This window comes from Taklimakanibacter deserti (assembly GCA_003574785.1).
This window is the reverse complement of record QORU01000017.1, coordinates 124,124-146,062: the sequence shown is the minus strand read 5'-3', so window position 1 is coordinate 146,062 and position 21,939 is coordinate 124,124. Positions and strand designations below refer to the sequence as shown.

At 64.2% G+C, this 21,939-nt stretch carries 18 protein-coding genes; 3 read left to right on the top strand and 15 right to left on the bottom strand.

Features of this window, described 5'->3' with window-relative positions:
* Positions 1-9: 9 nt before the first annotated feature.
* The 12 genes from modC to DS839_RS29780 form a co-directional block, all read right to left on the bottom strand.
* Positions 10-1,107 (bottom strand): molybdenum ABC transporter ATP-binding protein, encoded by a 1,098-nt coding sequence (modC, locus tag DS839_RS29835; RefSeq protein WP_119274153.1) that lies wholly within the window; start codon positions 1,105-1,107, stop codon positions 10-12.
* A gap of 6 nt (positions 1,108-1,113) precedes the next feature.
* Positions 1,114-1,788, bottom strand: a complete 675-nt coding sequence (modB, locus tag DS839_RS29830) for a molybdate ABC transporter permease subunit (protein WP_119274152.1) — start codon at positions 1,786-1,788, stop codon at positions 1,114-1,116.
* A gap of 3 nt (positions 1,789-1,791) precedes the next feature.
* Positions 1,792-2,472 carry a molybdate ABC transporter substrate-binding protein gene (gene modA, locus DS839_RS29825; RefSeq protein WP_368911996.1) on the bottom strand — a complete coding sequence of 227 codons (681 nt, stop codon included), beginning with the start codon at positions 2,470-2,472 and terminating at the stop codon, positions 1,792-1,794.
* A gap of 194 nt (positions 2,473-2,666) precedes the next feature.
* Positions 2,667-3,974, bottom strand: coding sequence for a BatD family protein (locus DS839_RS29820; protein ID WP_119274151.1), 1,308 nt, complete (start codon positions 3,972-3,974; stop codon positions 2,667-2,669).
* Positions 3,971-5,536, bottom strand: a complete 1,566-nt coding sequence (locus tag DS839_RS29815) for a VWA domain-containing protein (protein WP_119274150.1) — start codon at positions 5,534-5,536, stop codon at positions 3,971-3,973. The genes DS839_RS29820 and DS839_RS29815 overlap by 4 nt, the downstream gene beginning before the upstream one ends.
* Positions 5,533-6,528: a vWA domain-containing protein gene (locus DS839_RS29810; protein ID WP_119274149.1), complete on the bottom strand. Its 996-nt coding sequence runs from the start codon at positions 6,526-6,528 to the stop codon at positions 5,533-5,535. Before DS839_RS29810 ends, DS839_RS29815 begins: the two co-directional genes overlap by 4 nt.
* Positions 6,515-7,045, bottom strand: coding sequence for a DUF4381 domain-containing protein (locus tag DS839_RS29805; RefSeq protein ID WP_119274148.1), 531 nt, complete (start codon positions 7,043-7,045; stop codon positions 6,515-6,517). The genes DS839_RS29810 and DS839_RS29805 overlap by 14 nt, the downstream gene beginning before the upstream one ends.
* Before the next feature lie 2 nt (positions 7,046-7,047).
* Positions 7,048-8,052 carry a DUF58 domain-containing protein gene (locus DS839_RS29800; protein WP_119274147.1) on the bottom strand — a complete coding sequence of 335 codons (1,005 nt, stop codon included), beginning with the start codon at positions 8,050-8,052 and terminating at the stop codon, positions 7,048-7,050.
* 11 nt (positions 8,053-8,063) lie between these two features.
* Positions 8,064-9,041, bottom strand: coding sequence for an AAA family ATPase (locus DS839_RS29795; RefSeq protein WP_119274146.1), 978 nt, complete (start codon positions 9,039-9,041; stop codon positions 8,064-8,066).
* Entirely contained in the window at positions 9,038-11,530 is a 2,493-nt protein-coding gene (locus tag DS839_RS29790; protein ID WP_368911995.1) for a spermidine synthase, read from the bottom strand. Before DS839_RS29790 ends, DS839_RS29795 begins: the two co-directional genes overlap by 4 nt.
* A 172-nt stretch (positions 11,531-11,702) precedes the next feature.
* Positions 11,703-13,226 (bottom strand): arylsulfatase, encoded by a 1,524-nt coding sequence (locus DS839_RS29785; protein WP_368911998.1) that lies wholly within the window; start codon positions 13,224-13,226, stop codon positions 11,703-11,705.
* A gap of 298 nt (positions 13,227-13,524) precedes the next feature.
* Positions 13,525-13,908 carry a winged helix-turn-helix domain-containing protein gene (locus DS839_RS29780; RefSeq protein WP_162918893.1) on the bottom strand — a complete coding sequence of 128 codons (384 nt, stop codon included), beginning with the start codon at positions 13,906-13,908 and terminating at the stop codon, positions 13,525-13,527.
* A gap of 189 nt (positions 13,909-14,097) precedes the next feature.
* On the opposite strand from DS839_RS29780, the gene DS839_RS29775 reads away from it, so the two are divergent.
* Complete coding sequence (locus DS839_RS29775; protein WP_368911994.1) at positions 14,098-14,829, top strand: HAD family acid phosphatase; 732 nt, start codon at positions 14,098-14,100, stop codon at positions 14,827-14,829.
* Positions 14,830-14,841: 12 nt separating this feature from the next.
* Here DS839_RS29775 and DS839_RS29770 read toward each other — a convergent pair whose 3' ends face one another.
* The 3 genes from DS839_RS29770 to DS839_RS29760 form a co-directional block, all read right to left on the bottom strand.
* The gene (locus DS839_RS29770) at positions 14,842-17,955 is read right to left on the bottom strand and encodes an efflux RND transporter permease subunit (RefSeq protein WP_119274145.1); all 3,114 of its coding nucleotides are present in this window, start codon (positions 17,953-17,955) and stop codon (positions 14,842-14,844) included.
* An 8-nt stretch (positions 17,956-17,963) separates the two neighbouring features.
* Positions 17,964-19,100 carry an efflux RND transporter periplasmic adaptor subunit gene (locus DS839_RS29765; protein ID WP_119274144.1) on the bottom strand — a complete coding sequence of 379 codons (1,137 nt, stop codon included), beginning with the start codon at positions 19,098-19,100 and terminating at the stop codon, positions 17,964-17,966.
* A gap of 165 nt (positions 19,101-19,265) precedes the next feature.
* Positions 19,266-20,048, bottom strand: a complete 783-nt coding sequence (locus tag DS839_RS29760; protein WP_119274166.1) for a 3-hydroxybutyrate dehydrogenase — start codon at positions 20,046-20,048, stop codon at positions 19,266-19,268.
* 188 nt (positions 20,049-20,236) lie between these two features.
* On the opposite strand from DS839_RS29760, the gene DS839_RS29755 reads away from it, so the two are divergent.
* Together DS839_RS29755 and DS839_RS29750 are read left to right on the top strand one after the other, a co-directional pair.
* The gene (locus DS839_RS29755) at positions 20,237-21,073 is read left to right on the top strand and encodes a transporter substrate-binding domain-containing protein (protein WP_119274143.1); all 837 of its coding nucleotides are present in this window, start codon (positions 20,237-20,239) and stop codon (positions 21,071-21,073) included.
* Entirely contained in the window at positions 21,070-21,912 is an 843-nt protein-coding gene (locus DS839_RS29750) for an amino acid ABC transporter permease (protein WP_368911993.1), read from the top strand. The genes DS839_RS29755 and DS839_RS29750 overlap by 4 nt, the downstream gene beginning before the upstream one ends.
* The last annotated feature ends 27 nt before the right edge of the window (positions 21,913-21,939 follow it).

Genomic DNA, 21,939 nt, shown 5'->3' with positions numbered 1-21,939 from the left:
GAGACTTACCTACAAGGCAGCAACATGCGCCGTGCCGATATCACTCTTGGCCAGGGCCACCGACTTGATGACGGCGTGGACTTGGGCGCCGGGCTCGAGGCCGAGCGCATCGACGGAGCGCCGCGTGAGGCGCGCCAGCAGGCGATCCGACCCCGCCTGAAGCTGGACGATTGCACCCGGACCTTCGCCCATTCTCACCTCGGTCACCGTCACCGGCAGGATGTTCAACGCCGAGAGCCCTTCCGGGCGGGCACGCGCGAGGATCACTTCCTGCGCCGGGATGCGCAGGCGCAGTATATCGCCCGGGTGAGCCTCGATCCGCGGCAGCCAGAGCCTGCCAGCCGATACGGCGAGCTCGGTCAGGCCGTCCTCATGGTGAGCGACGACGCGCGCCTCGACTACGGCACCGGCCTCGCGTGGACCGACCATGGGCACGGCATCGGGATCCGACAGGACATCAACCGCGGACCCTGCCCGCAAGACCCGGCCGCCGCGCAGCACCACCATGTTCTGCGCCAGCCTTGCGACCTCGCCCACCGAATGGCTGACATAGAGGATCGGGACCCGCGACTGATCGCGCAGGCGCTCCAGATAAGGCAGGATCTCGGCCTTGCGCGCATCGTCGAGCGCGGCGAGGGGTTCATCCATCAGGAGGATCTTGGGCGCCGTGAGCAGCGCCCGGCCGACCGCCACACGCTGCTTCTCACCTCCCGAAAGTGCCGACGGGCGGCGCGACAGCAGCGGCGCCAGGTCAAGCGCCGCTATGATTTCCTCCAGGCCCGGACCATTGAGGCCCTTCGCCCGTCGCCAAGCATAGCTCAGATTCCCCGCAACGCTCAGATGCGGAAAGAGGCGCGTATCCTGGAACACATAGCCCACGCCGCGCCGCTCTGCCGGCACCCGGCTGCTCTCGTCCTGCCACACTTCGGAGCCCATCAGCACGCGGCCGCGGGCGCGGGTCTCGAGCCCCGCGATCACCCTGAGCAGCGTGCTCTTTCCGGATCCTGATGGGCCGAAGAGCCCGGTCACACCGCTGAGCGCGAATTCCTGCGCGACCTCGAGGGTGAAATCGCCATAGCTCACCCGGATATCGACCAGGAGCGTCATGACGCATCACACATGGATGGGAAATCTTCGATTGACCGTATAGACGAAGAGCAGCACGAGAAAGGAGAAGACCAGGAGGCCCGCCGACAGCACATGGGCGCTCGTATAATTGATGGTCTCCACATGCTCGTAGATGGCGATGGAGATCACCTTGGTCTTGCCCGGGATATTGCCGCCCACCATCAGCACCACGCCGAATTCGCCGATCGTATGGGCGAAGCTCAGGACCGCCGCCGTCAGGAAGCCGCGCGCGGCCATGGGCGCGGCGACGGTGAAGAAGCGATCGAGAGGCCCGGCGCGCAGCACCTGGGCGGCCTCCAGCGGATCTCGCCCCACGGCCTCGAACGCCGCCTGCAGGGGCTGGACCGTGAAGGGCATCGAATAGAAGACGGAAGCGACGACCAACCCTATGAATGAAAAGGTCAGCGTCGTGCCCGTCATCTGCACCCAGAAGCCGCCAATGGTGGATTTCGGGCTGAGCATGACCAGAAGATAGAAGCCCAGCACAGTCGGCGGCAGCACCAGGGGGAGCGCGGTCAGGGCCTCCACCAGAGGCTTCACCCGGCTTCTGGTATGCGCCAGCCACCAGGCGATGGGTGTGCCGAGGACAAGCAATATTGCCGTGGTGATCGCAGCAAGCTGAAGGGTGAGCCAAAGAGGGCCGAGATCAGGCAGGTCCATGCCTTACTCGGTACCATAGCCGAAGGACTGCGCGATAGCCCTTGCCCTTTCGCCCTTGAGATACTCCAGGAAGGCCTTGGCGGCTTCATTGCCCTCGCCCGCCTTCAGCAGGATCGCATCCTGCTTGATCGGCTTGAACATCTCCTGCGGCACGTCGTAACGCGAACCCTTGGGCTTGCTCCCCGGAATGTCCAGGGCCGAAGTGGCGACGAAGCCCATTTCGGCCGCTCCGGTATCGACCAGCGAGAAAGCCTGGCCGATATTCTGGCCCATCACGATCTTGGGCTGGATCGTCTCCCACAATCCCATTGCGGTCAGCGCCTCGCGCGCCGCGACGCCGTAGGGCGCAAGATCGGGATTGGCGATCGCAACGTGAAGCGTGCTCGGGGCGCTCAGGGCCGCCTTGGGGTCCGGCCCGATCCTCTGGGCATCGGCACTCCACAATGACAGCTTGCCCACGGCATAGGTGAACTGGGTGCCGGCCACGGCCTTGCCTTCCTGTTCGAGCTTTGCGGGCGTCTTTGCATCGGCCGAGAGGAGTATGGTGAAGGGCGCCGCCTCGCCGATCTGCGCATAGAGCTTGCCGGTCGAGCCCGTGGTGATCTGCAGTTTGTGTCCGGTCTCTTTGGTGAATTCAGCACCGATGGCTTCGACGGCGCCCGCGAAGTTGGCGGCAACCGCCACAAGGGCCTCATCCGCACGGGCCGCAATAGAGCCGAGCATTGAAAAGCAAGCGAACGCAAGAAGGCGCAAGATAAAAGCGCGAAACATGAGAGTCTCCGATCGATATATCCTATTGGATATTACGACACGGAACCAGGATGGCAAGCGTCATATTTCAACGGATATATCGTAGAGGCTAAGGCACCTGATGGCGGTCAAGGATTGAGCGGCGGCAGCGCGGCGGGACGCAACCTCTCTGTCCTGCGGGCCAGCCACTTGTTGCGCGCCTGCGCGATCCCGGCGAGGAGCTCGCTTGCATCATAGGATCCGGTGGCTGCTGTCGCCGCGAAGAGCCTCGCTTCGAGCCGCTCATATTGCGCCAGCGCGGCGCTATCGCCGCCACGGCTGAGCCACTCTCGCAGCGGCGCCGTCTTGGCGCGGTCCGCCCAGGACTGGAGCGCCGCATAGACGGGAGCGCCCTCGCCGCTCCGGCAGGCCGAGGAGAATTGCCGGAAGGAATAGGCTTCGGACTGCTCGTAGCGCTGCCGGCACGCCTGCCGCCACTGGCGCAGCCCTCGCCACAAGGCTGGCACGAGCCAGGCGAGAAAAGCGAGTGCGGCAAGGCCCGCCGCCCAAGGCAGGAGCCGCAGATAGTCAGGTCGCTTCGGCGCCTCCTCGGTGATCTCGGGCGGCTTGATGGCCGGGGTAAACCCCGCCGTGGCCGCGACCGACACGGTGACCTCGGGCGCCTCAGCCACTTCGTTCTTCTGCGTCGCGGGGTCGTACCAGGATATCTCGATCGCCGGCAGCCGGTAGCTTCCGGCCTTCTCGAATTCATAGGTCACGCGATCGACGCGCGTGCCGCCGATCGACCCTTGTCCCTGATCCATCTTGTCGCTCAGCACCGGATCATGCGGATAGAGACGCACTCCCTCGGGCGCGGTGAACTCGGGCACGGGGATCATCATCGCCTGCATCCCCAAGGCCTCGACTGTGACCGTGCGCACCAGCGTATCGCCTCCCTTGAGGTTTTCGGGGTCGCGGTCGAGCTTTTGCGTGACGGTGATCCGCTGTGCCGTCGCCGGCGTGCCTGGCGGCGCGCCCGCGACCCTGAATTTCTGCGGCGGCAGTGTCACCGAGCCTTCGCTTCCGGGCTGGCCGGGCACCGCCGCATAGATGAAGGTGATTTTCGCCGGCGGCAAAGTGAAATCGCCGCCTGTTTGCGGGGTCACGATATAGGTCCGACGGATGCCGGCATAGCTCTGGCCCTCGATCGTCTCGACCAGATTCTGCGCGCCCGTATCGGGCAAGGTGACGATCGCATTGGGCAGGTCGAAGAGCGGGAATTTCGGCGGCGACAGGAAGAAATTGGGCGCCAGCACGTCGACCTGGACCTGCACCTGCTGGCCGGCGGCGATCGGCGGCTGCGTCAGGATCTCGACTCTCACCAAAGGCTCGGCCGCATGGAGCCCGGCCGAGGCCGTGAGCAGGAAAAGCAGGAAAGCGAGGCTGCGCAAGATCATGGCTTCGCCCCTTGCACCTCGATGGCGAATTTGCGCGCCAGAAGATCGGTCGGCGTGATCTGGATGTTGCGCATCCACATATCGGCCGTCTGCTGGGCGAGATCGACCTTGCCTGCCTTGCCCTTGCTGCCCTTCTCGTCGAACTGGATCTGGTCCGGCTTGAGATTGGGCCCTTCTTCCTGCTCCTGTTCCTGGTTCTTGCGATCGGTGATGAGCTTCCGGACGAGCGCCAGATTGGCTTCCGCCGCGGGCCATCCCGGCCGCAGTTTCAGCGCCTCGGTGAAGCTTGCCGCCGCATCGTCGAGCCGGTCGAGATGTGCCAGCGCATTGCCCTGGTTGTAGGCGCTCTCGGCGGTGCGCACTTGCGCGAAGGAATCGAGCGCCGCGCCGAACTGTCCGGCGCGATAGAGCGCCACGCCGCGCCACATCGGATCCGTGAAATGCTCGGCTGCCCTCGCATAATCGCCCTTCTCGAAAGCGAGCCTCCCCTGCTGGTCGGGCGTCAGCCACAGATCGATGAAGGTCGTTTCCGCGGCCTGGGCCTTGCCGGGCAGCAGCAGGGCGCCGCCCAGTACCGCCGCGAAGACCCATTGCACCGACCAGCCGCGCCGGAACCAGAAGGCGCTCATCAAGGCCAGGGGAATGGTGAGCCACCAGCCGGCATCGCGCCAGCGCGTCTGGCCTTGCGCGAGCTTGGCCTGGAGATGCGTGCGGATGCGCGACACGATCCAGCGCACATCGCTGTCATCGGGCGTGATGGTGGCGACGGCGATGCCGGCATCCCTGCCGAAATCGCGCAATTGCGCGACATCGAGCTTGGCCAGCACGCGCCCGCCGGCATCGCTCAGATACTGTCCCTCGCCGGTCTTCACCGGCCCGCCCTCGGCCGTGCCGACGCCCAGCACCATGATCTCGTTGTTGCCGCTCTGGCGCTTGAAGACGTCGATCGCGGCGGGCTCGATGCCGTCGGTCAGGAACAGGATGGTACCCGGCACGTCTTCGCGGGCAAGTCCCTGCTCAGCGGCCTCCAGCGCCTTGGCGGTATTCTTGCCGGCGACCGGCATGATGCGGGTCTGGAGCGCCGCTACATAGGTGTTGACGAGGCCCGCATCGTCAGTGAGCGGCAGCACCATATGGGCGCTGCCAGCATAGGCAAAGACGGCGGTTCGCGCGCCCGGCCGCTGCTTCAGGATGTCCTGCACCTTGAGCTTCACCCGTTCGAGGCGCGACGGTGTGATGTCGATCGCATCCATGGTCGGCGACAAGTCGATGGCGATCGCCAGGGGCGCCTTGTCCTCGACGAAAGGCGGCTGCTGGCGCTGCCAGGTCGGCCCCGCGGCGGCGACGGCACCGAGGGCAATGACGAGGCCGACGAAATGCACGGGCTGCCAGCGCCCGCTGCCGTGGCGCTCGATGAGCAACCGGTCGAGCAGATGCGGCGCGATGAGGTCCTTCCAGCGGGTGCGGGCATCGCCCCGGCGGGTGATGAGCAAGACGAGCGCCGCCGCGGCAAGGATCGCCAAGAGCCACCATGGCCTGAGGAAATGGAAATCCCCGATCATGACGCGGTCCGCGCCCGCGGGCCCAGGCTCGCGAAGAGCCAGGCCAGGGCATGATAGAGGAGCGCCAGGATCAGGGCGGCGCCCAAAGGATAGTGGAAGAGCTCGATCACCGGGCGCCAGGAGAGCGTCTCCTGATTGGCCGGCGTGATCTCATCGAGCGTCGCATAGATGTCGGCGAGCTGCGCCTGGTCCTCGCCCAGGAAATAGCGACCGCCGGTCGCGCCGGCGACCTTCTGCAGTACCTCCGTGTCGAGCCTGTCCTCGCCCGATGCTTGCGGATCGCCGATGCCCACCGTGTGGACCACGATGTTGTTGCGCTTGGCGATGTCGGCGGCGCGGTCGGGCGGCATGCGGCTCGCCGTGTCGTTGCCGTCGGTCAGGAGGACGAGCACCTTCTCCGGAGCCTTGCTGTCGGCGAACATCTTGATGGCGAGGCCGATCGAATCGCCAAGCGCGGTGCGCGGTCCCGCCATGCCGGGCAGTGCCTCGGCGATCATGGTCTCGACGGTCTGATGGTCGAGGGTAAAGGGAACGAGCGGATAAGGCGCATCGCCGAAAGCGATGAGGCCTATGCGGTCGCCTTGCCGTCGCTTGACGAAGTCGCCCACCACCTGCTTCACCGCCGCCACACGCGTCTCCATCTGCCCTGCGGGATCGCGGAAGTCGCGCGTGTCCATGGACTGCGACAGGTCGAGCGCCAGCAGCAGGTCGCGCTGCGGCTCGGTCTTGGTGACCGGCGGCTCGACATATTGCGGCCGCGCCAGCGCCAGCACGATGAGGAACCAGCACAAGGGCGCCAGCAGCCTTTGCGCCCAGTTGCGGCGCGGAACGATCGAGCCTTCCGTCGGCTTCACTCCGGCGGCTTCCGCGACCTCGTCGAAGAACGGGATGCGCAGCGCCGCGACCGTCTTGCGATAGGCCGGCACCAGCCACCAGACCAGCACCGGCAAGGGCAGCACGGCAAGGAGCCAGGGCTGGTCAAGCTGATACATGATGCCTCTCGATCCAGTGCCGCGCCGCATCGGCGAATTGCCGCGCATCGTTTTCCTCTATGCCGGCGAGCGCAGCATCCGCGTGGTATTCGAGGTCATCGAGAAACCGCGACGCGGGCTCCGCCACAAGACGGCCGCCATCATGCTCAGCGAGGAAAGCGAGCCAGGCCTTGCCGGAGAGCGAAGCCGTGGTAGTGCGCGGCCAACCCTTGAGCGCGACGCGCTTGAGGAGCTCAGCGATGCCGGCGATCGCCTCTGCGCGGGTTTCAGCGGTACCGAGTGTCGCCTCGATCGAACCGAGGTCGGCGAGCGCCTCGCGGCGATAGCGGTTGGCGACATAGCGCTGATGTCGTCGCAGCAGTCCCCAGGCGATGAGCGCCAGAAGGAGGAGCGCCAGCGCCAGCCAGCCCCAGGTCTGCGGCAGCCAGGAGACCGGCTCCGGCACGACGATGTCGTTGAGCTTCTCCAGCGCAAGCCTGGTCAGGGGATCGGGTCCGGGCGGCGCGGTCTCGTCCATCTTCAGCGTCTCCTTTGCCGCCAGGCCAGCTGCCCGAGGGTGCGGCGCAATTGCGGCGCGGTTTCCTCGGCCGCCGAGACGAGCAGCATGGGCAGGCCGAGCTCCTGCTGCCAGGCGAGCAGTTCCTCGCCATGCTGTCGGGCAAAATCGGTGATGCCGGTCCGCACCCTTCCATGCCCCATCGCGAGCTCGGCCTGCAGATTGCCGCCCGAGACGACGATCTCGCCCGATTCCGGCAGGTCCAGCATGAAGGGGTCATAGACGAGCACCGCGATGACGTCGTTGCTGACGGTGAGCCGCAGCAGCAAATCGCGGGTGCGCGGGCCATGGCCTTCGAAATCGCTGATGACGATCACCAGATGGTCGTGATGCGCCACCCTCGCCACCGTCTCGAGCACCTTGTCGAGCTGCGCCGTGCCGCGTTCGATTTCGAGATCGGCGGCAAGCTCGCCATTCTGCCGCGCCAGCGCTGTGGCAAAGCCGATGACGGCGGCCCGGCTTCTATGCGGCACCAGTTCGTCGATGCGGCTGTCATTGAAGATGAAGCCGCCGACCCGGTCGCCCAATGCCATCACGCGCCAGGCGCAGAGCGCTGCCGTCTCCGCCGCACTCACCGATTTCATCATCAGGCGGCTGCCGAAGAACATGTTCATGCGCTGGTCGACGACGATGAGTGCCGGCCGGTCCCTTTCCTCGTCATAGACGCGCACGAAGGGCTTGCCGCTGCGCGCCGTCACCCGCCAGTCGATGCTGCGGATGTCGTCGCCCGGCAGATAGTTGCGCAATTCCTCGAAAGCGAGGCCGCGCCCGCGCATATGGGAAGCATGCCGGCCGGCGAGCAGACGGTTGACCGGCCGCTTGCGCAGGAACCCGAAGTCGCGAGCCTGGGCCTCGAGCGCCACCAGATCCTTGGCCGTGACATGGACACCCTTGTCGGGACCCGCGGCGGCGAGCTGCGGCCGCGCGACACCTTTGGAACGTCCGAGCGCCGACAGCGAATACGCCATGGAACCTCCGTTCAGGCCACCGCCACCAGCTCGACGACGCGGTCGATCACCTGATCGGCGCTCACCCCCGCCGCATGCGCCTCATAGGAGAGGATCAGCCGGTGACGGAACACGTCATGCACCACCGCTTTCACATCGTCGGGGCTGACATAGTCGCGGCCGGTGAGCCAGGCTTTGGAGCGCGCCACCTTGTCGAGGCCGATCGAGCCGCGTGGGCTGACGCCGACCTCGATCCAGAGGCCCAGATCCTTGTCGAGCTTCTTTGCCTCGCGCGTCGCATAGACGAGCGCCACGATATAATTCTCGACCGGCTCGGCGATGGTGATCCGGCCGATCTCCTGGCGCGCGTCGAGCACCGCCTTGGGATCGAGCTTGGCGGGCGCGTCCTTCTTGCCGCCGCTCTGGCCGCCATTCTCCTCGCTGCGCACCAGCCGCATGATCTCAGCTTCCGCCTCGCGCGCCGGATAGTTCACCTGCACATGCATGAGGAAGCGGTCGAGCTGCGCCTCGGGCAAGGCATAGGTGCCCTCCTGCTCGATCGGGTTCTGCGTCGCCATGACCAGGAACAGCTCGGGCAGACCATGGCTCTCGCCGCCCACCGTCACCTGACGTTCCTCCATCGCCTCGAGCAGGGCCGACTGCACCTTGGCGGGCGCGCGATTGATCTCGTCCGCCAGCACCAGATTGGCGAAGACCGGGCCGGGCTGGAACTTGAATTCGCCCTTGCCGCCTTCGCTGTAATAGATCTCCGAGCCGGTAATGTCGGCGGGCAGGAGGTCGGGTGTGAACTGGACGCGCGACAGCTTGGCGTCGAGATTCTTGGCGAGGCTCTTGATCGCCCGCGTCTTGGCGAGGCCCGGCAACCCCTCGACCAGAAGATGTCCGTCGCTCAAGAGGCCGAGCAGCAGGCGTTCGACCATCGCCTCCTGGCCGATGATCGATTGGCTGATGCGCTGGCCCAGCGCCACGATGTCGTCGCGTGCCGTCATTGCCCCTCTCCGCTGGTGAACCATTCGTAATAGGCATTGCCGCTTTGAGCGGCGGCGACCTTGCGCATCTGGATCTGCCAGCCTTGGCGATCGCCGGTATAGGCATAGACGCCGGCCTGATAGAAGGCATCGAGGAGATCGCGCTCGCGGCGCATCTCGGCCTCGAATGCGGCATCGCTACCCGTGACGGGCGGATCATGGCGCAAGGCGAAGAGCTCGATCAAAATGGGCACGAAGGCATCGGGCCGGACCCAGGGCGCATATTCGATGCGCGGCTGGTCGTCGGTGACCGGCAGGGCATTGCCCGCGAAGGTGACGAGGCTCCCGCGGTCGGCGATCCAGGTCGCGAGCAGCGCCGCAGGCGACGTGATGCCGACCTCGCCGAGCGCACCGCGAATGGCGGGGTCCGCAAATCGATTCGAGATCGTCTTCAGATCGAGCGGCATCGGCGCGAAAGAGCCGATCAGCAGCATCTCATGCAGCTCGGTCGTCCACAGCGAGGCATAGGGAAAGACATCGATGAAGCTCTTCACCAATGCCCGCGTGTCATCGCCATTCTGCGTCGGCAGCGGCAACCATTGCGCGACCATGCCTTGGGGTTCGAGCCGCGACGCCGCAAGCCTATAGAAATCGGTCGAATAGAGATTGGCGACGCCCGCCGCCGAGGGCGGCGGCGGCTCCAGCGTGATGAGGTCGTAAGTGTCGGCGCTCTGCAGGAGCTCGCGCCGCCCGTCTCTGAGACGGATATCGATTCGCGGATCGCGATCGGCGCCGTAATTGCCGGTGAAGTGCGAAGCGGCGCGCTTGACGCCTGGCAGCAATTCGGCCGCCACCCGTCGCTCCAGGCTCGCGACATTGAGCAAGGCGCCGGCGGTGATGCCGGTGCCGAGACCGACGACGAGCGCGGATTTTGGCTCGCTCTGATGAATGATGAGCGGCAGGAGCGCCTGGAGCCGCATGTAGCGCAGCGACGGCAGCGAGTCGCCGGTATTGGAGACACCCTGGATGTAGAGCCGGCGGAACGTCCCCTTGCCGCCTTTCTGCTCGACCACCGCCACCGTGGCGCCCCGCCCTTCCTCATAAAAGACGACCTCGCCCTTGCGGGCCGCGGGCAAGAGTGTCGCGAGCTTGTCGGTGGGGATAAGGGCCGCCGTCACGCCGATGGCGACAGCGACAGCGAGCGTGCCGGCCATGAGCCGGCGGTTCTTACGTTGCGGCAGGACGGCGATAAGGCCAATGGCGGCGGCGGTGACCGCGAGTATCGCGAGCGTCCGCATCAGGCCGAATTGCGGCACCAGCACAAAGCCGGTCAGCACGGTGCCGGCGATCCCGCCCAGCGTGTTGAGCGCCGCCACCACGCCGACGCCCTGCCCGATATGCCCGTCGGCGACGATGAGGCGCAGCGCCGCCGGAAAAGCAGCGCCGAGGAACAAGGTGGGGAGAAAGATGACAGCCAGGGCGGCGACGGCGAAGCGCGCGCACATGCGGGCGAGATCGTTGCCGGTCAGTGCCCATGCCGTCCTTTCGGCAAGCGTCTGGAGATCGACGAGCCAATCGCCGAGCAGCGCCATCTGAAGAAGCGCCGCGAGCCCGGCAAGCGCGATGAGGAGGCCGAAGACGCCCCAGGGATCGCGCGCGCGATCGGCAAGACGTGCGAACAAAGCGGCGCCCAAAGCGAGGCCTGAGAGATAGGTCGCCAGCACCACCGAGAAGGCAAAGGCGCGTGTGCTCATGAACTGCACGATGGCTTGCGACCAGACGACCTCGTAGCCGAGCGCCACGCCACCCGCGACTGCATAAAGCGCGATGGCGAGCTTCGCATCGCGTGAGAAACGGGCGGCCGCCTTCGCGGTCTCGGGGTGAGACGACGCGATACCGCGATCGGCAAGCACGGCGCCTGCCGCCGCCACGAGCCCGATGGCGGCGGCGGCAAGGCCGGTGCCTTTGATGCCGAGGCTCGGGATGAGCAGGAAGGAGGAGGCGAGCGCCCCGGCAATGGCGCCGAAAGTATTCGCGGCATAGAGCCCGCCGCCCTTGCGGCCGATGGTGGCGGCCGACGCCGTCAAGGCGCGGACCAGCACCGGCAGCGTCCCGCCCATCAGGAAGGCGGGGATGCCGACCAGAACGAAAACCATCAGCCAGGCCAGTGGTCCGGCACTCGTTTCGAGTGCTGCGAACCAGGGAGCCGCCGCCGCCAGCAGCCAGGTTGCGGCAATGCCCAGCAGGGCGACGCCGGTCTCGAGCCCGGCATAGAAGAGGAATGGTCTTGGGGTCCGGTCGGCCGCGCGCCCGAGCACGAGACCGCCCAGTGCAAGTCCGGCAAAGAAGGCGCTGACTCCGACCGTCACTGCGAAGATATCGATGCCGACGACGAGCGAGAGCTGTTTGATCCACAGGATCTGGAAAGTGAGTGCCACGAGGCCGGAGCCGAAGAGCAGCAGCGCCGGCCACAGAGCTCCCAGGCTCGCGGCTCTTGGAATTCCCGCCACGCGATCTCGCTCCACGCTAGTGATCGCGCCTTTCATGCCGGATGGCCCAACGCCACGTTGTCGTCTCGCGCTGCCATGGAGAACCTTCTGTCATGGAGATGAAGGCGCATCGGATTTGCAGCCGATGCGTCCCTCGCGATGCGTTGCCTGCGCTGGCTTTGCTCTATTGTTTCTAGTTCATGGATTTGTTCAACGCCTCCAGCATCTGATCGACGCTGAAGCTCGCCGGCCGCTGACTGGGCGGATAATCCTTGAAGGTCCCAAGGAAAGGCGCGACGCGATACACGCCATACTGGATCAGATAGGCATTCTGGGCCGTCCAATCATAGTACTGATCCGATACGACATCGGCGCGCTCAAAGGGATCCATGCGCAGATTGAAGACCTTCGGGGCGCGCAAGGGGGTGAAGGGATTCGCCCAGACTACGAAGCCGCCCGGAGCACGCTGCTCCGAGAAGACGATTTTAAAGTTATTGTACCGATAGGAAACCAGCTCACCATCGTCATTGAAGTAGTAGAAATCCTGGCGCGCCGATTTCGGCTGCTCACCGGTGAGGTAAGGCAGCTGGTTATAGCCGTCGAGATGGACTTTGGCGTCCTTGTCGCCGAGCTTGGTGCCCTTCATGAGGCGATCCTTGACGTCCTTGTCGCCCGCGGCAGCCAGCAATGTCGGAAACCAGTCGAGACCGGAGATCATCTCGTTGGAGACCTCGCCCGCCTTGATCTTGCCCGGCCAGCGGATCATCGCCGGCACGCGGAAGGCGCCCTCCCAGTTGGTGTTCTTCTCGCTGCGGAACGGCGTCGTCGCGGCATCGGGCCATGACCACTGGTTGGGGCCATTATCCGTGCTGTAGACGACAATCGTATTGTCGGCGATCTTCAGGTCGTCGAGCGCCTTCAGGAGCTTGCCGACATCGCCGTCATGCTCGATCATGCCGTCGGCATATTCGTTGCCCGGCATGCCGCTCTGGCCCCGCATGGATTCGCGCACATGGGTGAAAGCGTGCATGCGCGTCGTGTTCATCCAGGTGAAGAAGGGTTTTCCGGCCTTGACCTGCTTCTCCATGAAGGTGATGGCCGCCGCCGTCGTCTCGTCGTCGATGGTCTCCATCCGCTTCCGGTTCAGCGGTCCCGTGTCCTCGATCTTGCCGTCGGCAGAGCTGTGCAGCACGCCGCGCGGCGCGTTGCTCTTGACGAAAGTCGTGTCGTCCTTGGGATAATAGGGCCGTTCCGGCTCCTCCTCGGCATTGAGGTGATAGAGATTGCCGAAGAATTCGTCGAAGCCGTGATTGGTCGGCAGGTATTCGTCGCGATCACCCAGATGGTTCTTGCCGAACTGCCCGGTCGCATAGCCGAGCGGCTTGAGGGCTTCGGCGATGGTCACATCGCGCGCCTGAAGACCGACCGTGGCACCCGGTATGCCGACCTTGCACAGGCCGGTGCGCAGGCACACTTGTCCGGTGATGAAGGTGGAGCGCCCCGCGGTGCAGCTGTTCTCACCGTAATAGTCGGTGAACATCATGCCTTCCTTGGCGATCCGGTCGATATTGGGAGTCTTGTATCCCACGACACCCATGGAATAGGCGCTGATATTGGTCTGGCCGATATCGTCGCCGAAGATGACGAGGATATTGGGCTTGGCCCCATCCTGGGCCTGGGCCTCAGAGACCGCGACCAGCGACGACGACATCATCATCGACGTCGCCAGCATCGCACCGGCAAACAGCCCGCCGGCGAGGCGATTCAGGAAGGTCGTCTCTTCTGATGACGGGACATTTTCTGTCACGACACCGCATTCAGGCGCTCGCTTTTGCATGATCAGGCCTCCTGGTTGTATGACCGGGCCTCCTGCTCTCCAGCTCCGCCGTTCTGCGCGCAGGTGGCGTTTGTCCGATCATTCCCATCAGGAGCGAAATATTCTAGTTGGACCTAGGGCCAACGGACCTTGAGGGCTAAAGCGGAAAGAAGATCAAAAGAAAACCGGGCCCTGCAGCTCAGGCCCGCTTGGAGCGCCGGCCGGCTGACGGCTGCGCCATGGAGATCTGGCCTAGCACCTTGCCCAACCGCTTCGCCAGGATCTGCGCCGAGTCGGCCTCGATGGCGCGATAGGTGGCGACGACGTTCTGGCCGAGATCGGTGAGCTGGGCGCCGCCGCCATGGGCGCCGCCCGTCACCGCGGCGATGACGGGCTCCTTGAACATGCGGTTCATCTCATCGATGAGGAGCCAGGCGCGCCTGTAGGACATTTCCATCTCGCGCGCCGCCGCCGAGATCGATCCCGTTTCGGCGACCAGCTCGAGAAGGCGCACCTTGCCGGGCCCGATGCGCTGCTCGGGGCCGAATTCGATGCGAAGCGATGCTTTGGGATAGGCCATCATACGCACAAGGTCCGATCCTGATAATTTCCAACACCACCGTTTGGCCCACGATGTCAATAGGCGAAGAGAGGCGCCGTCTGTACGGTGCTGTTCTGGAAGACATCGGTGAACCCGCCGTCATGGCGCTCTGCGGCTTGCCTGGTTGGCTCGGTGCAATATAGTCGGCTATCGCTAAAGGGGGATGATCCAATGGTCGAAGCATTTCGGCGCAATGTTCGGTTCCCGGCACTGTTGCTTTGGCTCACGATGGCGATGCCGGGCGTTGCCTGTGCATCCGGGGATGCAATCTACAACACCAGCCCGTCTCAGCCCCAGAATGTGGGCGACGCCATCGTAGCGGCTGCCGCCTATCACGACTCCGGTGAGTATGAACGAGACATCGCTCTTGTCGCCAAGAAGGCGGCGGACTGGATTGGTGAGCGTGCGCCCTCGGCATCGCGGCCTGCCGTTGTCTTCGATATCGATGAAACGGCCCTCGCCAACTGGGAGATCATCAAGCGGGATAATTTCGGCCGCCCCATCCAGGGTCCTTGCGACCTGGCGCTGGACGGTCCTTGCGGCTGGGCCGCCTGGGACAATTTGGCAAAAGACCCGCCGATCGGCCCGACGCTTGCGATTTTCAAGCAGGCCCTCGCCGCCAAGGCCGATGTTTTCTTCATCACCGGCCGGCCGGAAAATCAACGCCAGGCCACGGAGGAGAACCTCAAATCTGCAGGTTATGTGGGCTACACCAAGCTCTATATGGTTCCGGACAAGGCGCAGTATTCTTCCGCAGTGGACTTCAAGGCTCCGATACGGGCTCAAATAGAAGGCGAAGGGTTCAAGATCATCGCAAATATCGGCGATCAGCCGTCGGACCTCCTGGGCGGATATGCTGAACGGATGTTTCTGCTGCCCAACCCCTTCTATCGCGTGCGCTGATCTGTCCCGCCGCTATTTGGCAGGTGCCGGCGCGCCGCGCTGACGGACCGGCGAGACCGCGCCCGTCGTGAACCGCGCTTTCAACCTCTCGAGAGCCAGGAAGACGACCGGCGTGATGTAGAGGGTGAGAAGCTGAGACATCAGAAGACCGCCGACGATCGCCACACCCAAGGGGCGCCGCAATTCCGATCCCTGGCCAAAGCCGATCGCGATCGGGACTGCCCCCAACAGGGCGGCGAATGTCGTCATCATGATCGGCCGGAAGCGCTTGTGGCAGGCTTCACGGATCGCGTCCAAAGGGGATGCGCCCGCCGCCTGTTGCGCCAGGGCGAAGTCGATCATCATGATCCCGTTCTTCTTGACGATGCCGATCAGCAGCACGATGCCGATGACGGCGATCACGGTAAGATCCATGCCGAGAAGCATCAGCGCGATCAGCGCGCCGATGCCCGCCGAAGGCAGGCCTGCGAGAATGGTCAAAGGATGGACATAGCTCTCATAAAGGATACCGAGGATGATATAGATCACAAGCGCCGCCAGAAGGAGCAGGAGACCCTGCCCGGCGAGGCCGTTGACAAAGGCCTGCGCCGTGCCGGCGAAGTTGGCCGAAACCGAGGCCGGCAGATGCGCGGCGGCCGCTTCCTGGTTGACGATATCGACCGCCTCGCCGAGCGAGATGCCGGGCGCCAGGTTGAAGGCGATGGTGACCGAGGATTGCTGGGCCTGATGATTGACCGACAGCGGTCCAATTTCGCGTCGGGTCGCGGTCACCTGGTCAAGCGGGATTGCCGCCCCGTTGGCCGCCTTGACCGAGATCAGCGAAAGGACATTGGGATCGTCCTGGAGCTCGGGGGCCACTTCCAGGATCACCGGGAAGTCATCGGTAGGCAGATAAAGGGTCGCGACCTGCGCCACGCCGAAGGCGTAATAGAGGGCTGAGCGTATGTCATCGACCCTGACGCCGAGCGCCGCGGCGCGGTCGCGATCGATATCCACGATGAGCTCGGGATCGCTGAGCTCGAGATCGGTGGTGACGTCGCGCAGCTCCGGCCGCTTCTTCAGCCGATCGACCAAAGCGGGCGTTATCCCAATCAATGTATCGAGATCCGCGCTCTGCAATGTGTACTGAATATCGGATTTTGCCGAGCGGCCGCCGATCTGAATATTTTGCACCGTCTGATAATAGGCATCGATGCCGGGAATGGCTGAGGTCTCGCGCCGGAGCCGCCGCGCCACTTCCTCGGCCGACGCATCGCGCTGATCCCTGGGTTTCAAGGCGATGAAGAACCGCGCCGTGTTGGAGGTCGCGACATTGCCGCCGCCCGCCGTCGCTCCCACATAGGCGACCGCCGGATCCTTCCTCATGACGGCGCTCGCTTCTTGCGTTTTTGCCGCCAGCGCGTCGAAACCGATGTCGGGCAGCGCCTCGATCGTGGCGGTCAGGAACCCCGTATCCTCTTTCGGAAAGAAGCCCTTGGGCACGACGATGTAGAGCCATACCGAAGCTGCAAGGGAAGCCAGCATGACGACAAGGGTGATGCCCTGGAAGCGCAGGACGACATCGAGCGAGACACTATACCCCCTCTCCATTCCGCCGAAGACCGCGTCAGAGAGGCGGGGCAGCAAGCTCTTCCTTGCCGCCGGGTCCTCAGGCTTCAGCAACCGTGCGCACAGCATCGGCGTCAACGTCAGTGACACGAAGCCCGACACCAGGATCGCCACCGAGATCGTCAGCGCGAACTCATTGAACAGTCGCCCGACCACGCCGCCCATGAACAATACCGGGATGAACACCGCGACGAGCGAAACGGTCATCGACAGGATGGTGAAGCCGATCTCGCGGGCGCCATCGATCGCGGCCTGGAAAGGCGACTTGCCCATTTCGATGTGGCGCACGATATTTTCCAGCATCACGATGGCGTCGTCGACGACGAAGCCGGTGGCGAGCGTGATGGCGAGCAGCGACATGTTGTCGATCGAGAAGCCGAGCAGCGCCATGACGGCGCTGGTCGCGATCAACGACACCGGCAAGGCCAACACCGGGATGAGGGTGGCGCGCGGCGACTTCAGAAACGCAAAGATCACCAGGATCACCAGGATGGCGGCCAGCATCAAAGTGAACTCGACATCGGCCACGGCGTTGCGGATCGACACCGAACGGTCGCTGTTCACCGCAAGCTGGATCTCGGCCGGCAACTGGCTGCGGTATGAAGCGAGACGGGACTTGACCTGATCGACCACCTCGATCGTGTTGGCATCGGGCTGGCGATAGACGGCGAGCAAGATGGTACGCTCGTCATTCATCCAGCTCGCAGTCTCTTCATTCTCGGCGCCATCACGAATCACCGCGACGTCACCAAGCCGGACGGGCCTGCCGTCTTGCCAGGCGATGACCAGCGAGCCGTAGTCGTCGGCGTTTTTCAATTGCGAAGGCGCATCGATGGTGAGGTTCTGCGCGCGCCCGGCGATGCCGCCCACGGGTATGAATGAGTCGGCCGCCGCCACTGCGCTGCTGATATCCGTGAGGCTCAGATTGCGGCTGGCGGCAAGCCGCGGATCGGCTTCGATCCTGACCGCCCGCTTCTGCTGGCCGAGGACCAGGACTTGCGCAACCCCGAGGATCTGCGAGATCTGCGGCACCAGAATTGTCTCGGCATACTCGTCGACATCGATGAGGGGCAGTGTGGCGGACGACAAAGCAAGCAGCAGGACCGGCTGGTCGGCCGGGTTGACCTTCCTGAACAAGGGCGGCGTGGTCATTTGCGGCGGCAGGCTCCGCGCGGCGATCGACAGCGCCGACTGCACGTCGAGCGCGGCGGCGTCGATATTCCGGCTGAGATCGAATTGCATGATGATGGTGCTCGACCCCTGGATGGAGGTCGACGTCATCGAGCTGATGCCCGGAATGGTCGAGAATTGCTGCTCCAGAGGCTCGGCGACCGAGGAAGCCATCGATTCCGGACTGGCGCCGGGAAGCGACGCGCTCACCTGGATGGTGGGGAAATCGATGCGCGGCAGTGCCGCGACCGGCAATTGCAGGAAGCCGACGATGCCGAGGACGACGAGCGACAGCATGAGCAGCACCGTCATCACCGGCCGCCTGATACAGAGCTCCGAGAGCGACATGGCGCGCCTCACTCCATCGCTTCCTTGACCGACACCAAGGCACCGTTCGAGAGCAGCAACTGCCCGTCGGTGACGACATTGTCGCCCGCATCGAGGCCGCCCGAGACGACCGACAGGCCTTGGGCGCTGCGCGCTACGACGACCGGCTTCAGGCTGGCGCGCAGGCTCGAGTCGACTGTGTAGACATAGCTGCCCTGCTGGTTGGTGCGGATAGCCACATTGGGCACGACGAGGACATCGGGCTGATCGCGGAAGATCACTTCGACATTGACGAGCTCGCCCGGCCACAGCACCGCCGGCGAATTGGCGATGGTCGCCAGCACGGTGACGAGGCCTGTCGCCGCATTGGCGGCATTGTCGATCGCCGTCACCGCGCCTTCACGCTTGTCGTTCCGGCCAGGCACGGTGAGACTGATCCGGGCGGCACCTTGCGCCTTGTCCTCCACGAGATCGGCGACCATCTTCTGCGGAATGCCGACCGCCACATAGATCGGATCGAAGCCGTTGACGGTGACGATCGGGCTGGCGTCGGTGCCCGCGACGATGATCGAACCCGGCCTGACCGGCACCGTCCCGACGCGGCCCGCTATCGGCGCGCGGATGGAATAATATTCGCGCTGGACCTGCAGGCTCTGCAGGGCCGCCTGGTCGGATTGCAGCGCCGCCTTGGCGAGATCGAGGGTCGTCTGCGCATCCGGACCGCGTGCGAGGGGGTCGACCTTCTCGGCCACCAGCTTGTTGATGCGGTCGATATCGCGCTGCGCCTTGTCGATATTGGCCTGGTCCCTGGCGAGAGCGGCCTGGGCCTGCTGGATCTGCGCATCGATGAGGCGCGTATCGAGCTCGACCAGCACGTCGTCCTGCTTCACCTCGGCCCCGTCCACGACGTCGACCTTGGTGACGACGCCGGAGACCTGCGCCGTGACCGGGATCGAGACAATGGGTTGAATGGTCCCGATGGTCATGAAACTGAGCGGCAGCGTCATGCGCTTCACGGGAGCAAGCCGGACCGGGATCGCCGCCTCGGTGTGATCGGGCGTGATCTCGGCCTCCGCCGCCATGTCGCGCGGGTTCCGCTCCATGAACCAATAATAGAAGCCGCCGAGCACCAGCAGCAGGCAGACCAGGAGAGCCAGGCGTTTCATCACATCACCCCGCCGTAAGTGGTGCTACGAAATTTGCCGATATATGCAGGCGACTGCGAGCCGCTCGTCGCCGAAAATCATCCCGCGCCGGAATCTACAGCGATTTCCCTCTGAAAACCATCATTCTCTGCGCGGCGGCGAGTTCCGCATGACGGCGAACTATCATCAGTTCATATACCAGCCATGGCTCACCACGATCGACTGGCCGGTGAGCGCATTGGTCTCGAAGGAAGCAAGCATCAGCGCGATCTCGGCAACGTCCGCGACGGTGGTGAATTGCTGGTCGACCGTGTTGCCGAGCATCACCTTCTTCACCACCTCCTCCTCGGAGATCTTGAGGTCGCGCGCCTGTTCCGGGATCTGCTTCTCGACCAGCGGTGTCCGCACGAAGCCCGGGCAAATCACATTGCTCCTCACCCCATAGGGCCCGCCCTCCTTGGCGAGGACGCGCGCCAGGCCGACTATGCCGTGCTTGGCCGCCACATAGGCCGATTTGAGCGGCGAAGCCTCCTTCGAATGCACCGAGCCCATGAAGATGACGCTGCCGGATTTCTGCTTGTACATATGAGGCAGGCAGGCCTTGGCGGTGAGGAAGGCGCCGTCGAGATGGATGGCGAGGAGCTTCTTCCATTCCTCATAGGGAAAATCCTCGATGCGGTGCACGATCTGGATGCCGGCATTGCCGACCAGGATGTCGACCGTGCCGAATTGCCGGACCACCTCCGCCACGCCGTCATTGACCTCTGATTCGCTCGTCACATCCATGGCGATGCCGATGGCCTTGCCGGGTCCGCGCCGGCTGAGATCGGCGGCCGCATCCTTCGCGGCGTCTTCCTTGAGATCGGCGATGGCGACGATCGCCCCCTCCTCGACAAAGCGTTTAGCGATGGCAAGACCGATGCCGCTGGCAGCACCGGTGACAATGGCGATCTTCTGGGCGAGCTTCACGTGGGCCTCCATGACGGTCAGGGGGATGCGCCGGGTTCTAGACTGAGGCCATGCTGCATTGCAATATAAGCGTGCGTTTCCCTGCCGCTCCGGCAGATCATGCCTACCGGAAGGCGAAAGACTGGGCTAAGGAACGACTTGGGCTCGAACCTTCGAGCCCGCACAAAAACACTGCAGGGAGACTATCTATGAGCACTAAAATCCGCCTGGCGGCCTTGGCCATTACGGCACTAGCAGGCCTTGCCACGGTGGCGACGGCCGGCGAGACCCTCGACCGGGTGATGAACAACAAGGTCATGATGGAGACCACCGACCGCGCCTATCCGCCCTTCTCCTATATCGACGACAAGGGCGAGGTTGTCGGCTTCGACGTCGACGTCGCGCGTGAATTCGCCAAACGGCTCGGCGTCGACATGAAGGTCGAGACGCCATCCTGGGAGATCATCACGGCGGGCAACTGGAAGGGCCGCTGGGACATCTGCGTCTGCTCGATGACGCCGACCAAGGAACGCGCCGAGGTCCTCGATTTCGTGCTGCAATATTATTCGGCGCCGGCGATCGTGGTGGTCAATGCCGACAATAACGACATCAAGGGCGCCGCGGACCTCAACGGCAAGAAAGTGGGCGCGCAGGCCGGCACCACTTATGAGAAATACATCCTGAAGGACCTGGTGATCGACATCCCGGGGGCGGAGAAGGTGACCTATCCCTTCGCCGAGGTGACGCCGGTTCCCTATGATTCCGAGGACACGGCCTTCCAGGACCTGGCGCTGGGCTCAGGCAAGCGCCTCGATGCCATCGTCAGCAACTATCTGACCGCCATCGACCGGGTGAAGAAAGCGCCCGACAAGTTCAAGATCGTCGGCGATCCGGTGTTCGGCGAGCCGATCTGGGTGTCGGTCGACAAGGGCGATCCCGAATGGCAGGCGAAGATCAAGGAGATCTTCAAGCAGATGTCGGATGACGGCACGCTGAAAGCCCTCTCCGAGAAGTGGGTCGGCCGGGACATCACGACCAAGCAGTGAGCAACGCTCCGATAACGGAGGCTGAAGCCAGGGTCGCCCCGGCTTCGGCCTTTCCTCAGAACAGCGATGCCAATTTCAGGCTTCGCGTTTGCGCCGTATGGGGGACGCTGTTCGTCCTCTTCGTCTTCTTCTTCCTGAGCTTCGATCTCAAATTCGACTTCATCGTCGAGAAATTTCCCTATCTCGCCGGATTGACGCTGACCCGCGACGGCTTCATCCAGGGCGCGGCACTGACGTTGTTCGTCTGCTTCTTCGCCATCATCGCCTCGATCATACTGGGCCTCATCTCGGCCCTGGGCCGCTTGTCGAAGAGCGCGGTGTTCTACGGCATATCGACCTTCTACACTTCCTTCTTCCGCGGCACGCCGCTTCTCGTCCAGATCTTCCTCATCTATCTGGGCCTGCCGCAATTGGGCCCGGTGCCCGCCGCCATACCGTCCGGCATCATCGCGTTGTCGCTCAACTACGGCGCTTACTTGAGCGAGATCTTCCGCGCCGGCATCGTCTCGGTGCCCAAGGGCCAGGTGGAAGCGGGCGCCTCGCTGGGCTTGCATCACTGGGTGGTGATGTGGCGCATCGTGCTGCCGCAAGCGATCCGGGTGGCGATCCCGCCGACCGGCTCGCAATTCATCGCCATGCTGAAGGATTCGTCCCTCATCTCGGTCATGGGCGTATGGGAGATCATGTTCCTGGCGCAGTCCTTCGGCCGCACCGCCTATCGCTATATCGAGATGCTGACCACCGCGGCGGTGATCTACTGGATCCTGTCGATCGGCTTCGAGATCATCCAGGCCAGGCTCGAGGCGCATTACGGGAAGGGTTTCAGGGAGCGGCACTGAAACAAGGAAAAAAGGCGGCCGCCAGAC